The organism is Pseudovibrio sp. Alg231-02, assembly GCF_900143565.1.
In the GTDB taxonomy this organism is placed as follows: domain Bacteria; phylum Pseudomonadota; class Alphaproteobacteria; order Rhizobiales; family Stappiaceae; genus Pseudovibrio.
This window is the reverse complement of sequence record NZ_FREX01000007.1, coordinates 69,200-82,284: the sequence shown is the minus strand read 5'-3', so window position 1 is coordinate 82,284 and position 13,085 is coordinate 69,200. Positions and strand designations below refer to the sequence as shown.

At 54.2% G+C, this 13,085-nt stretch carries 11 protein-coding genes; 6 read left to right on the top strand and 5 right to left on the bottom strand.

Annotated elements, in window-relative coordinates; all coding sequences use genetic code 11:
- Window positions 1-72: 72 nt before the first annotated feature.
- From DHN43_RS18030 to DHN43_RS18020, 3 genes are read right to left on the bottom strand one after another with little or no spacing between them, the layout of a single operon-like run.
- Window positions 73-1,626, bottom strand: coding sequence for an MFS transporter (locus DHN43_RS18030; protein WP_108819540.1), 1,554 nt, complete (start codon window positions 1,624-1,626; stop codon window positions 73-75).
- Between the two features lie 23 nt (window positions 1,627-1,649).
- Window positions 1,650-2,549, bottom strand: coding sequence for an alpha/beta fold hydrolase (locus tag DHN43_RS18025; RefSeq protein ID WP_108819539.1), 900 nt, complete (start codon window positions 2,547-2,549; stop codon window positions 1,650-1,652).
- Window positions 2,546-3,637, bottom strand: a complete 1,092-nt coding sequence (locus DHN43_RS18020) for a patatin-like phospholipase family protein (RefSeq protein ID WP_208995482.1) — start codon at window positions 3,635-3,637, stop codon at window positions 2,546-2,548. Before DHN43_RS18020 ends, DHN43_RS18025 begins: the two co-directional genes overlap by 4 nt.
- 278 nt (window positions 3,638-3,915) lie before the next feature.
- On the opposite strand from DHN43_RS18020, the gene DHN43_RS18015 reads away from it, so the two are divergent.
- Together DHN43_RS18015 and DHN43_RS18010 are read left to right on the top strand one after the other, a co-directional pair.
- The gene (locus DHN43_RS18015) at window positions 3,916-4,425 is read left to right on the top strand and encodes a hypothetical protein (protein ID WP_108819538.1); all 510 of its coding nucleotides are present in this window, start codon (window positions 3,916-3,918) and stop codon (window positions 4,423-4,425) included.
- Between the two features lie 143 nt (window positions 4,426-4,568).
- Entirely contained in the window at window positions 4,569-5,345 is a 777-nt protein-coding gene (locus tag DHN43_RS18010) for an alpha/beta hydrolase (RefSeq protein ID WP_108819537.1), read from the top strand.
- A gap of 58 nt (window positions 5,346-5,403) precedes the next feature.
- Here the strand turns inward: DHN43_RS18010 and DHN43_RS18005 are convergent, their stop codons facing one another.
- On the bottom strand, window positions 5,404-7,125 hold the full coding sequence (locus DHN43_RS18005) for an amidohydrolase (RefSeq protein ID WP_108819536.1): 1,722 nt from the start codon (window positions 7,123-7,125) through the stop codon (window positions 5,404-5,406).
- 93 nt (window positions 7,126-7,218) lie between these two features.
- Window positions 7,219-8,607, bottom strand: a complete 1,389-nt coding sequence (locus tag DHN43_RS18000) for a cytochrome P450 (protein ID WP_108819535.1) — start codon at window positions 8,605-8,607, stop codon at window positions 7,219-7,221.
- Between the two features lie 358 nt (window positions 8,608-8,965).
- Here DHN43_RS18000 and DHN43_RS17995 point away from each other — a divergent pair, with 358 nt between their 5' ends.
- From DHN43_RS17995 to cyoC, 4 genes are all read left to right on the top strand, one after another.
- Window positions 8,966-9,391, top strand: a complete 426-nt coding sequence (locus tag DHN43_RS17995) for a nuclear transport factor 2 family protein (protein ID WP_063319964.1) — start codon at window positions 8,966-8,968, stop codon at window positions 9,389-9,391.
- A gap of 169 nt (window positions 9,392-9,560) precedes the next feature.
- A complete protein-coding gene (gene cyoA / locus DHN43_RS17990) occupies window positions 9,561-10,487 on the top strand; it encodes a ubiquinol oxidase subunit II (protein ID WP_208995481.1) in 927 nt (308 codons plus the stop codon).
- Entirely contained in the window at window positions 10,481-12,478 is a 1,998-nt protein-coding gene (gene cyoB / locus DHN43_RS17985; protein WP_108819534.1) for a cytochrome o ubiquinol oxidase subunit I, read from the top strand. The genes cyoA and cyoB overlap by 7 nt, the downstream gene beginning before the upstream one ends.
- Window positions 12,475-13,083 (top strand): cytochrome o ubiquinol oxidase subunit III, encoded by a 609-nt coding sequence (gene cyoC, locus DHN43_RS17980; RefSeq protein WP_057461360.1) that lies wholly within the window; start codon window positions 12,475-12,477, stop codon window positions 13,081-13,083. Before cyoB ends, cyoC begins: the two co-directional genes overlap by 4 nt.
- The last annotated feature ends 2 nt before the right edge of the window (window positions 13,084-13,085 follow it).

The following is a 13,085-nucleotide window of genomic DNA, read 5'->3' as shown; positions in this document are numbered from 1 at the left end:
AACCTGTAAGCAAACAAAATGGCGCCAATGCGTCAGGTTGTGGCTTACGGCTCTTGCACGGGGATTTTAGCACTAATCATCTGCTGGCTTTTCCGGTGCCGGTGTCTTTGAGACTGGTGGTCTTTGTCTTGGTGTGTGGCCTTTGAAGGCCCAAAGAGACATGACAGCGGCACCAGCCAAAACCAGTGCGCTGAAGAAAAAACCATCTGCAAGTGCTCGGCTGCTGATTGCTTTGAGGATGTAAAGCGACTGCGGCCAGCGCTCGTGCAGCAAGGCGGCAGCGGCGGGTTGATCCCCCATGAACTTGTAGAGCAGCAATTGTAGCAGTTCACGGTCTTTGTCATTGGGCTCCATCAGCTCAGCTGCAGCGGAAATCATCGTCTTTTCCCGCCAGTTTATGAGAGCCCCCACACAGGCAATGCCAAACACACCCCCCACTTGCCGGCAGGTTTGCAGCAAGGCCGTAGCACGGGCACGGGCGAGCAGAGAAACGTGGGAGAGAGCTTCTGTAGAAACGGAGCTGATGAGAAAGCCCAGTCCGGCCCCCATCAGCATCATTCCGGGAAACAGCATCCAGAGATTGTTGAAGTGGATCACCAGGGCCTGCATCAAGAAGCCAGCCCCCATGGCCAGACTGCCGCAAACTGCAAGATTGCGGAAATTGATTTTGCCCACCAAACGCCCCCCGAACTGAGCGCAAATGATGATTGTCAGCACCACGGGCAACATGGAAAGGCCCGCTTGAAAAGGTGTCAGGCTCAAGACGTTTTGCAGGAAAACGGCGCCGAACACCACCTGTGCCAACAAGCCAAACGGAATGCAGAAGAGCAGTAGACAGCAACCCAGATAGACCTTGTTTTCAAAGAGGGAGAACTGGATGAATGGCTGCGCGACACGGTGCCTGCGGGCAAACAGCAGGTAACAAATCAGAGCTATGAACCCAAGCGAGACGACCCCTTCCCCCAATGTGAGGCGATAATCGCCCAAGCGTTGAACTGCGACAGTGAACACCAGCAATGCCATGACAAAAAGAGCTGCACCCAGAAAATCAAAATTACCGGTTTCTCTGGAGGTTTTGCCCTTGCCGATGGCAAAGGCCATGATCAGGACGGCAGCTCCAATGGGTACGTTGAGCAAGAACACCAGCTGCCATGAGAACAGCTGTACCAGCGTGCCGCCCACCAGTGGCCCTGCTGCCATAAAGACCAGGCCAGCGCCGACATAATGTGCCAGAGCCTTGCCCCTTTCATCTGCCGGATAAGAGGAAAACACGAGAGCCGTCGCCGCAGGCTGCATCAATGCGGCGCCGAGCCCCTGAAACACGCGGGAAGTTATGAATATGTCACCCGTCGGAGCATAGGCACAAGCGAGCGAGGCGGCTGTGAACAGTGCCACACCGATGCGAAGGGAGGTGAAGTAACCGAATTTATCGCCCAACCAGCCACCACACATCAACATGGAGGCCAACGCGATCAGGTAGGCATTGACCGCCCATTGCAGGTGCACCGGACCAAAGGCATAGGTTCGCTGAAGGGACGGCAGAATGATGCCCAGCACAGTCTGATCGATCATGACTAGAGCGAGTGCCCCGATCATATTCAGCAAAACCAGATGTTTGTGGGCCATGCTTGCCTCCACTCGTTTACGGTTCAGGCACGGTTTTCAATTTGAGCCATGAAGCCCATCAGCGCTTCTATGCATTGCGGTTCATCCAATAAGGGGCAGTGCCCGCGATTGGGAATATCCACCGATTGCATGTAAGGAGCCATGTTCTTCATGGAGCGGATGGTAACGGCAGTGGTGACATCCGACAGCTCACCGCGAATGGACAGGACAGGCAGCTCAAGGTCGGCGGCACGTTGGTGAGCCTGCCACAGGTCACGGAAGCCCTCTTTGTTCTCGCAGAGTGCAACGCCAAGATTGTCGTCGTAGCGATGGTGCCATTTGCCGTTTTTGCGACCATACATGGACAGCGCCATGCGCTCCCACTGGTCCTCCGGTAAGTTTATAAATTGGTTGCCTACGTGCTCTTTGATGGTGCTGACCACCGCACTCAGCTCTTCTTCGTCCTCCAGCTGCCCGGCATACCCAAAAATGCGCGACATGCCAGCAAACTCGATTGTGGCGCCAAGGTCATTGAGCACTGTGCCAGCCAGCATATCCGGGTGATCCTCTACCATCAGCATGGCAAGCAAAGCGCCAAGGGAGGAGCCGAGCAGCACTACGGGCTGTTCTCCGATAGACTGCCAGAACTCGTAGATATCGCGGATGTAAACAGTGGTGTTGTAGTTGCGGTAATCCGGGTCATACTCCGACAAGTCCCGCCCGCGCAGGTTCAGCGCGTAGATCTTGTAGGTCTCGCTCAGCTGGACGGCCATGGGGTCGAGATCGCGCGCACAGCGGGTCAGGCCCGGCAAAGCGATGATTGCGGGTTTTCGGGAGGTGCCATTGCCATACACACGGTAATTGAGCTTGATGCCGTCGGAAGCCTCGAACCATTTGCTCTCATAGGCGCCGCTGTCATATTTGCTTTCGTCAATCTCACTCATTGGCACCTCTTTTCGTCTGGGTGCGGTTTGTGCTCTGAATGGGTGTTGTCGGTCATATGGCCTTCGTACGTCGCCGATATGATGGCCTCAATACGGTCGGCGTAATTGATCAACGCCTGATCCGCAGCCAGATACCCGGTCTTGATGCGCTCGTTGATGCTCTTGGGTTCAAAATCCACCACACCGGTCAATGCATTGTGCTCAGCCTTTACGGTGATGATGTGGGAGATCGCGCGCATTTTCATGAGCGAACGGTAGTGATCACAGTCTCTGATGGGAGAATCCTGAGGCACCAGTTTGTCCAGATCGTAGAGCATATGTGAGTAATGCTGAGCGCACTTGTCGCCGTCCAGCATGAGCCAGAACTTGTCCTCAAACATGAGCTCCGTCATGCGGTAGACCGCTTCTTCTACCGTGGTGGGAATGATGCCTTCCGGACAGAACAGCTCGATCAGGAAGATTGGCATATGAGAGACCTGGTAGTCATCCAGTATGCGCAGAAGTGACCGGATCGGCGTGTTGTCGTAAAGTCCGCCATCCCAGTAATAGTGACCGTCCAGCTCAATTGGTGGGAAGCCCGGAGGCAGAGATCCACTGGCCATGATGTGCTTGGAGGTGAGGTAGTGATCCCGGTTGGAGAACCGCTCAATCTGCCCCGTTGCCACGTTGGTTGCTGTGATCACCAGCCGTGGTGCATCCTCGCTGTTGAGGCGCTCAAAGTCGATGAATTTTTCCATGGTCTCAAGCGCAGGGGTGATGTCGTAGATGCTGGGGCGATTTTCACTCATGAAAGACGGCGGGTGCAGCTTGAAAAAGCGAGGGTGGCCCATGCTGGCACGCAGCAGCTTCTGGCTGGAATGCCATATGAAGCCGGGCGCGTGGCTCAGATGCTCCCATAGGGCGTGGAGGGTCTCGATAGGGTCGCCGAGCTTTGGGGCCGCAATGACAGCCGCATTCAACGCACCAATGGAGGTGCCAGTGATGATTTCCGGCTCGAAGCCTGCCTGATAAATGCGGGTGAGCGCACCAACCTCATAGGCTCCAAGAGCTCCACCGCCTTGCATGACAAGGCCAACTCCTTGTGTCATCTACCGTCCTTCCGACAGGGTTTCCTGCATTCCCCCGGCGCACTCCAGCTGTTAGAGAAAGACCTCTTTCTCACCCAAACCAGAGAACAGACGTGATGATGAGCGGCCCGAAAAAGCCCACCTCACGGATGAAGCTTAGGCGCGAACCTCCAAAGAAAACATAAAGCCTGTCAGAAAATCGTGATTTTGAAAGGCGATTGCAATCACCCAGGCGCAAGCCTCTCCTGACACCATGGCTCCTTACGAAATCTGCCTCGATGTAATGAAGTCATAACTCAATGAAAAACAAATACTTATATAGCCTCACAAAAAAGCTGAAGAACCTGCGGAACATAGCCGTACTCGCTCTGCTCGGGCTTACACTCGCAGCATGCCAAACGACCATTACGGCGAAAGACATTGAAGAAGCACAGGTAAAGGTCTCAAAGGTGACCGTGACGGGCGATTGGAAATATGAAGGGCTGAACAATGTTCTGGGCGTGGACTACGATAAAGACATCATCGTTAAGGTCACAAAGAAGGCCTTAAAGACCAAGTTGAAAGACCTGCATGGTCCGAGACGGGTCAACGTTGACGTCAAAATTCAGAGCTTCTTCATTTCAAATATGGGTTATGACATCCTCTTCGGGACAGGTGCATCCTCCATGTCGGGCATGGTGACGGTTATTGATGCGCGGACAAAAGAAGTCATTGTCAAAGACGCAAGGATTGGCACAGCAGTCGCAAACCACGAAGTGTTTGCTGAACAGGTTGTGGCGAAGGTTTTGCGGGCGACAAAAAAGCCCTGACGACATTATCTGGCTGCCGTTGCTCTCTGCAGCGGCATGCTGCTGTTAAATTGCGAGTTCCGGGCTTACACTTCGTTGAGCCTGAGCTGATAAAGCGATGAGAGTGGGGCTCTGTCTGGGGCCCCGTTCTTTAGGAGCTTCAGATGCCAAACAGCTCTTTACCTCCAGTCCTGCTTTTGACCGGTACCAACGCTGCGGCCTGGACGATGGACACTGTCCGTATGTCCTTCGAGGCTTCCGGGTATGTCTGTCACAGCCTCACCTATCGGTATCATGACCTGCCACCCGGGCCGGAACGCGATGCCAAGCTTGTCGGGGTGAGCATCGCGGATTATGTGGAGGATGCCCGGCATGCCATAGCAGAGATTGGTGAGGCGCCAGTTGTTGTCGGGCACTCGATCGGCGGGGTTATCGCGCAGCTTTTGGCAGCCGAGGGCGCCATAAAAGCAGGGGTTCTTCTCAACAGCAGCATTGTGAATGGCATTTTGCCAACGACGGACGGGGAGCGTGAACTTGGCAAGCTGCTCATTTCGGCTGGCGCATTTTGGGAGCAGGCCCTGGAGCAGGATTTCGAGCTTCTGACGAAGTATGGGTTCAACACGCTGCCGCCCGTTTTGCAACGGGACATCCATGCGCGTCTCTGCTCCGAATCCGGGCGGGTGCTTTTCGAGTTTGTCTTCTGGATGTATGACGTTCGCCAAACCACGTTTGTTGACCCGAGCAAGGTCTCTTGCCCTCTGCTCTTCGTTTCAGGAACCGAGGACAAAGCTGTGACGCCAAACACCGCGCGATTGATGGCGGAGCGCTACGAAAACTCGGATTTCCTCGCGGTCAACGGGGCCTGCCACTACATCCAGTTTGAGGACCAGTGGCCAGAGACAGCTGTCAAGGCGCTCGACTGGTTGAGACAGAAACTGTGAGTGGACTGCTCGTTTCAGCTGGGCCAGATGCCAGAGGATAGCCAAACCGGCGAGCTTCCTATGTGCTGGTGGGCTCGCTGTCGTCACCCATCATCATTTTCCAGATGGCTTTGATGGCCAGTTCCGGGTCAAACCAGCTCACAAAGCGGGTATCTACGGGTTGGCCGTTGCGGATCGTCATGGCGGGGCGGATCAGGCGCAAGCCCTGCGGCATCATAACCTGAGGGTTGCCGTTGAGCAGGGTGAAGTCGGCCTTCATGCCGACAGCAATCATTCCGAGCGTGTCTTCCTGCCCCAGCTGACGAGCGGCGTTGACTGTCATGGCCTGCAACGCTTCTTCAAGCGTAACAGCCTGATCTGCGCCAACCACCGTGTTGCCACTGGTGGATGTGCGGGACATGGCAGTCTCAACAGTTCCCATCGGGTTCATAGGCGTTGCAGGGTGGTCCCCATGGAAGGTTATGACAGCACCGGCATCCTTTGCATCGCGCACAGGCATGTAGCGATCCAGCCGCTCTTTACCAAACAAGCTTTCCAGCTGATCACCGTAGTGGCTGATATGATCGACAAAGAAACCTAGAGATACGCCCAGATCAGCTGCTCTCTGGATTTGCTCGTTGGTTATAAGCGCGTTGTGCTCAAGCCGATGTTCAATGTCATCGCGCGGGTCTTCGGCCTGAATGGCGGCAATCGCCATCAACGCCTGATCAATGGCGCGCTCTCCCTGCGCATGCATTGCCACTTGCCCGCTGCGTTTGTGCACGTCACGGAGTTTCTCCAACAGGTCTGTATCACTCATGCTGAGGTCACCCCGGTGACCCGTAGACAGGCCTAGCCGTTCCAGCACCAATTCGGAATCTTCATAGGGCTCGTGGGTTGCGGCCCCACCCGTAAACGGTGATCCGTCCAGCCAGAACTTTGCACCCAGGATGGTGAACCGGTCATCCCCGCCAAAGCGCCAGTTGGGAAGCTGGTCCTCTGTCAGATAAACGTAAGTTCGCACTGGTGGATTGTCTTCCAGCCCAACGCGTTGCAACAAACCGACGGGGTTGGGATGGCGACCGACAGCGCCCGTCACGCCAATGGTGGTGTAACCTGCCTTCGCATAGTCAATATAGGTCTTGCGCACCAGCAACTCGACCGCTTCATCTGAAGGGGCGGGAATGGCAGAGACAACACGGTTGATCTCTTCCAGCTCTCTCAGCATTGGGCCGCGGCGCGGGTCAACACCAGCTTCTTTCAGCGCAGCGGTATTGGCGTAAGCCTCGTGCATCATTTGGGTCAGAACGAGCATGGGTTTATCAGGGGAGATGGCGTCCAGCTCCGCCAGTGTTGGTGGAGAAAGATCTCTGATCGCAATCGGATCCCAACCGTAGGCCAGTACCCATGGGGTGACGCTGAATTCATCGGCGGAATCCTGCAGGGCCTGCATGATTTGCATGCGGTTGTCGTATTTAAAGGCGCTGATGTCCGTGGCTGAGCCCAGCAGGGCAGCTGCAATCGGGTGGGTATGAGGTTCAATCAAGCCCGGGATCAATGTGCCTTTGAGGCGTATGATCTCCACGTCGGCAAGGCCTTCCAACTCCCGCACATCACCAACGGCCATGATCTCGTTGTCATCAACCAGTACGGCCTGCACCTGTGGCAGGTCCGGGTCCATGGTCAAGACGCGGTCTGCGGTGACGATGTATTTGCCGGGATAGGTCGGTGGCAGAGAGTACCAATAGTAGCCCGCAGCAGCTCCGACGATGATAATTACCAACCCAGCAATCCAGCGCATACCAACCTCCCAGTTCTTACCCTTACGGAATGATGCATATAATTGGCGGTGATGCCACCCGATAGTTTCGGGCTATTCGCAGGTTTTGACCTGCTATTGTGCCATATGATGGCGTTTTATGAGTTTGCATCTGATTTCTGAACCCGCCCGCAAGGCGACACCGGATTCTGGAAAGACCTCGTCAGGCTTCATAACTTTGAAACTGTAAAAGCGTGTCAGACGGGCCAGCAAGACGATTGCCTGCACCGTTGCAAAACTGGCGCCTGCACACACGCGGGGGCCAACACCAAATGGTATGAAAGCGCTGGTCATGGGGTCGTCAGCGCGTTCAAACCGGTCCGGGTCAAAGTGGTCCGGATTGTTCCAATAGGACCTGTGCCGATGCACGATCCATGGTGATATAATTATAAGAGCCCCGCGCGGAATCTTGTGACCGCCTATGGCGCTGTCCTCTTCTGCCATACGGGTCATGAAAGCGATTGGTGGATACAATCGCATGGTTTCGCGGAAGACATCCCGTGTGAATTTCAGTTTGGAGATATGCCGGTACTCGATGTTCTCGCCATTGGTGACATTGTCGGTCTCTCTCCTGATGCGCTCCGAATAATCAGGCCGCTGGGAAAGAATGAAAAAGGCCCAGTTGAGGATTGCCGAGGTTGTCTCATGTCCAGCAAGAAAGAAAGTTGCAATGTGATCGACCAGCTGTTCCTTGCTCAGGGGCTGGCCCGTTTGTGGGTGCCGGGCATCAAGCAGTCTCTGGCACATATCATCGTGCTGGCCAAACCGGTTGGTGGTATGTTCCTCCACCAGATCTCGCAGCAAGAGGCGCAACTCATTGCGGAGAAGCTCCGCTTCCTTTGGCATAGGAGTTTTGGGGGCGTCTGGCGTGCCGCGCAAAATCATCTTGCGCGCCCATGTGGTCGTGATGGATTGGTAACGTGAAGACAGCGAAAACACCATGCGTGCCCGATCATTGTCAACCGGATGCGAAAAGATAGTGCGGAAGATGATATCTGCGGTCAATCGGTTCATTTCATCGCGCAAGCTGATGGTCTTACCGAGTTGTGACATTTGATCCAGAAAAGACAGAAACTGCGTGCAGGCACTTTGAACATGCTTGTACGCACCACGAATGCTGACATGGGAAAACACGGGGGCAATCATTTCCCGCTGCTCTTCCCATTTGGGACCACTGACAAGAATGGTGCTCTCACCAATCACCGGCTTGAGCGTATCCACCATCACATCGGATTTGGGAAAGGACAGTCGTTTCTCGACCAGCACCTCGTTGACCAGATCAGGCGCGTTGACAAGGAAACAGGGGCGCTTGGTAAAATAGATCCTCTCCATCGGGCTGTTGAAGAATTCTCCGGGGATCAACGTTAAAACGTTGCGCGCCCAAAACACGCGAAACAGACGCAGACCACGAAGTGGCTTGCAAGGCGTGGGAGCCGGTGGCCGATAGAGGATGGAGTCAGGCATGTGTTGCTGCTTCTCCGCGGTACATATCGATCGCGTGACAACTGTGTTTGCTCATTTTCTGCTCTGGACCATGAAAAACAAAAAAACGCCAGATAACGCAAAAAACGCATAAACCTTTCAAAATCCACGCAACTAAAACTTCCTATTATATTTCTAGCACTTAGCTCGCTAATGCTGCCCTAAGGAAACCACGCAAAAATCTGAGTTTCTCTTCATAAATCCTCAAGCAAGCGTGCACTTGTTCCCGTCTCTTCTGACTAGCTTGACCATTACGTCAATATAAGTTTGACTGGAAGGACACTGACTCTCCTGCCTGTGTTTTAGGAGAACAAAAAGAGACACCGGGGAGGATAAGATGATGTCGACACCATATTCTGAGCAGTTGCAAAAGTGGCTGGATATGCTGGAGGGCGGCAAAGATCTGGCGAAGTTGTCCGCTTTGATTGCCAAGGACTGCGTGTTTTACAGCCCCGTGGTGCACACGCCGCAACGCGGACAGCAGATGACGGTCATGTATCTTTACGGTGCAGCGCAAGTGCTGGGCGTCAACAACACCTTCAAATATGTGCGCATTCTGGATTGTGGCGACAACGCTGTGCTTGAGTTCGAAACAGAGGTCGATGGCATCTACATCAACGGCGTTGATATGATCCATTGGAACGAGGGGGGCCTGATTGACGATTTCAAGGTCATGCTGCGCCCGTTGAAGGCGGTGACCATGGTGCAGGCGAAAATGGCAGAAATGCTGGAAGGCCTTAAAGCTCCCGCAAAGGCGGGGGGATAAATTGAAAGAGACGGGGGAGTAATTGATAACCATCTCTGTGCTCCCCTCAAAGAATTGGTTCCTGAAATCTCATGGGTCTCAGGCCGTCGGGCCGTGACCTTAAATATTCTGTAATCCCCACCCCCTTGAAATATCCCCGTTAGGTCACCCACTCCTGCGCGGGATTACGATGAAACATTTCATTTCAAAACCTTTCATAACGGGAATAACTCTGCTGGGCCTCCTGCTTGTGTTAGCTGGATGCGGCCTTCAGACGTCCCCGGTTGCCGACCCCAAGGGCCCGATTGCCCTGATAGAACGCGATCTGCTTTACACCGCCTTCTTCATCATGCTGATCGTGGTTATTCCCGTTTATTTTATGGTGTTCTGGTTCATCTGGCGCTACCGCGCAAAAGGTGGCAGCGGTGAATACAAGCCGGACTGGCACAAATCCACCATTATCGAGGTGTTCGTCTGGTCCATTCCAGCGGCTATCATCATCACGCTTGGCTATCTGGTCTGGACGTATTCCTACAAGCTCGACCCCTACAAGAAGATCGCGACGCCGGAAAATACCATCAATGTGCAGGTGGTGGCGCAGGACTGGAAGTGGCTCTTCATCTACCCGGAGCTTGGCATTGCCTCCGTCAATGAGCTTGCCTTCCCCGTGGATAAGGCAGTTAGCCTGCAATTGACCTCTGACACTGTGATGAACTCGTTCCTCATACCCGCACTGGGGGGACAAATCTATGCCATGGCGGGGATGACCAGCGAGTTGAACCTGCAGGCCAATGAGATAGGTCGCTTCCGTGGCCGCAATACCCAGTACAGCGGTGACGGGTTTGCCATGCAGTTTTTTGATGCTGTTGCCATGACACCGGACGAGTTCGATGCGTGGGTCGCCAACGCCAAATCGCAGACCAGACCGCTCTCCACCGTGACCTATGATCAACTGGCACAGCCGACCATCGGGCACGACGTGGAGTATTTCTCCTGGGTCAAGCCCGGCTTGTTTGCAGAGATTTTAAAGAAGTACGCCCGACGGCCCGAAACCACCTTGCGCCGACACGCACCGGTGACGACCCAACCTGCTTGTGAGGGGGATACACCATGCTAGGAAGATTAGGATTAGACTCTCTCCCCTTCTACAGTGCTATCGCTTTTGGTGGCGCCTCGATCACCGTGCTGGGTGGACTGGCCGTCTTTTTGCTGGTCACCTACTTTGGTAAGTGGCGGTATTTCTGGGATGAATGGCTGACGAGCCTTGATCACAAACGCATCGGCATCATGTACATCGCCCTTGCCATGGTGATGCTGGTTCGCGGCTTTGTGGATGCGCTCATGATGCGCTCCCAGCAGGCCATTTCCTTGAACAATGATGGATATCTTGCCCCTGAGCATTTCGATCAGGTGTTCAGTTCTCACGGCACCATCATGATCTTTTTCATGGCCATGCCGTTCCTGACAGGCCTGATCAACATTGTGGTGCCTCAGCAGCTCGGTGCCCGTGATGTGGCCTTCCCGTTCATGAACTCCATCAGTTTGTGGTTGACGGCGGCAGGTGCAGCGCTGGTGATGGTCTCCCTTGTCATCGGCAAGTTCTCAACCGCTGGATGGACCGGCTACCCGCCATATTCCGGCGCTGAGTATAGTCCCGGTGTGGGCGTTGATTACTGGATCTGGGCGCTGCTGGTCAGCGGTGTGGGCAGCACCATGACGGGGATTAATTTTGTCGTCACGATCATAAAGTGCCGCGCCCCCAAAATGCGCCTGATGCAGATGCCCCTGTTCACCTGGACCACTTTATGCACCAGTTTACTCATGGCTTTCGCTTTTCCAGCACTGACAGTTGTTGCTGCGATGCTCGGATTGGACCGGATTCTCGGGTTTCACTTCTTCACCAATGATTCTGGCGGCAACATGATGAATTACGCCAATCTGATTTGGATTTGGGGACACCCGGAAGTTTATATCCTCATTCTACCAGCGTTTGGCGTGTTCTCAGAAGTTGTCGCAACCTTCTCTCAGAAAAGGCTTTTTGGCTACAAGTCACTGGTCTATGCAACAGCTGCTATTACCATCTTATCCTTCTCGGTCTGGCTGCACCATTTCTTCACCATGGGCTCCAGCCCCAATGTGAATGCGGTCTTCGGCATTGCGACCATGATCATTGCCGTTCCGACTGGAGTGAAGATTTTTGACTGGGTGTTCACCATGTACAAGGGGCGGATCATCTTCCACCCTGCCATGTTATTCACCATCGGATTTTTGATCACCTTCGTGCTTGGTGGCGTTTCCGGCGTGTTGCTAGCGATCCCTCCTGCCGACTTTTTGATGCATAACTCCACGTTCCTTGTCGCGCACTTCCACAACGTGCTGATCCCCGGTGCGGTCTTTGGGTACTTTGCCGGCTTTCAGTACTGGTTCCCAAAAGCAACCGGCTTCAAGCTGGATAGGGCGTGGGGTGTTCGTTCCTTCTGGTTCTGGATCATCGGCTTCTACCTCGCCTTCATGCCGCTCTATGCCCTTGGTTTCATGGGTATGTCTCGCCGGATGGAGCGCTATGATGTTGCCGAGTGGCAGCCTTATCTGATCGTTGCAGCGGTTGGTGCCTTGAGTGTTCTGATCGGCATTTTCTGTCAGGGTATGCAGCTTTATGTGAGCATTCGCGACCGGGAAAAGAACCGCGATCTGACGGGCGATCCGTACAATGGCCGGACACTGGAATGGCAAACCTCTTCCCCTCCCGCCGAGTATAACTTTGCCAAGATCCCCGATGTGCAGGACATTGATGCCTTCTGGGACATGAAGCAGCGCGGCGTGGCTTATGCCCCTTCGCAAAACTATGAGGACATTCATTTGCCGCGGAACACAGGCATTGGTGTCTTTCTCGGTGGTCTCGGGTTCCTCATCGGCTTTGCGGTCACATGGTACATCTGGTGGCTGGTCGCCCTCGGGTTCCTTGGCGTGCTCGCGTGTTTGATAACCCGCGGCTCGCAAGATCATACCTACGAGATTATCCCCGCTGCTGAGATCGAGGCCCATGAGAAGGCCCGCATCAAAGCCTTGGAAGCCCACAAACCAGCACCGGGGGATTTCTGGTCATGAGCACATACAGCCCTAAAACCACAGGTTCTCCCGGACCGACAGAAGAAACGTTAGATATCAGAGACTTGGGCTTCTGGCTCTACCTGATGACAGATGCGATTATCTTCTCGCTTCTGTTTGCAACTTACGTGGTCATGTTCCAGAACACTGCTACCGGACCACTGCCGATTGACGTGTTCGACATCAAACACGTCTTTGCCGAAACCATGTTCCTACTCTTTTCAAGCGTAACGTTTGGCTTCGCGTCCCTCGCCTCTGTCAGAGAGCATAAAAGTCAGGCAGTGTTCTGGCTGATTGTTACCATCGTGCTTGGTATGGGCTTCATATCTCTGGAAGTGATTGAATTTGTTGGCATGATTGAGTCTGGGGCCGGACCGCAGACCAGTGGTTTCCTCACCTCGTTCTTCACGCTGGTGGGAACACATGGCGCACATGTGAGCCTTGGCATGATTGGGATCACGGTGATGATCTTCCAGATTCTCATCAAAGGGCTGACCTCTCCGGTCAAATCCCGCCTCCATCGCCTCGGCATGTTCTGGCATTTCCTCGACATCGTCTGGATCGGCATTTTCTCAATCGTCTACATGCCCGGCTGGCTTATTTAGGA

What these genes read in the sequence shown, in the direction of transcription:
- DHN43_RS18030 (WP_108819540.1), bottom strand. Translation starts at nt 1,626, where the DNA reads ATGGCCCACAAACATCTGGTTTTGCTGAATATGATCGGGGCACTCGCT.
- DHN43_RS18025 (WP_108819539.1), bottom strand. Translation starts at nt 2,549, where the DNA reads ATGAGTGAGATTGACGAAAGCAAATATGACAGCGGCGCCTATGAGAGC.
- DHN43_RS18020 (WP_208995482.1), bottom strand. Translation starts at nt 3,637, where the DNA reads ATGACACAAGGAGTTGGCCTTGTCATGCAAGGCGGTGGAGCTCTTGGA.
- DHN43_RS18015 (WP_108819538.1), top strand. Translation starts at nt 3,916, where the DNA reads ATGAAAAACAAATACTTATATAGCCTCACAAAAAAGCTGAAGAACCTG.
- DHN43_RS18010 (WP_108819537.1), top strand. Translation starts at nt 4,569, where the DNA reads ATGCCAAACAGCTCTTTACCTCCAGTCCTGCTTTTGACCGGTACCAAC.
- DHN43_RS18005 (WP_108819536.1), bottom strand. Translation starts at nt 7,125, where the DNA reads ATGCGCTGGATTGCTGGGTTGGTAATTATCATCGTCGGAGCTGCTGCG.
- DHN43_RS18000 (WP_108819535.1), bottom strand. Translation starts at nt 8,607, where the DNA reads ATGCCTGACTCCATCCTCTATCGGCCACCGGCTCCCACGCCTTGCAAG.
- DHN43_RS17995 (WP_063319964.1), top strand. Translation starts at nt 8,966, where the DNA reads ATGTCGACACCATATTCTGAGCAGTTGCAAAAGTGGCTGGATATGCTG.
- cyoA (WP_208995481.1), top strand. Translation starts at nt 9,561, where the DNA reads ATGAAACATTTCATTTCAAAACCTTTCATAACGGGAATAACTCTGCTG.
- cyoB (WP_108819534.1), top strand. Translation starts at nt 10,481, where the DNA reads ATGCTAGGAAGATTAGGATTAGACTCTCTCCCCTTCTACAGTGCTATC.
- cyoC (WP_057461360.1), top strand. Translation starts at nt 12,475, where the DNA reads ATGAGCACATACAGCCCTAAAACCACAGGTTCTCCCGGACCGACAGAA.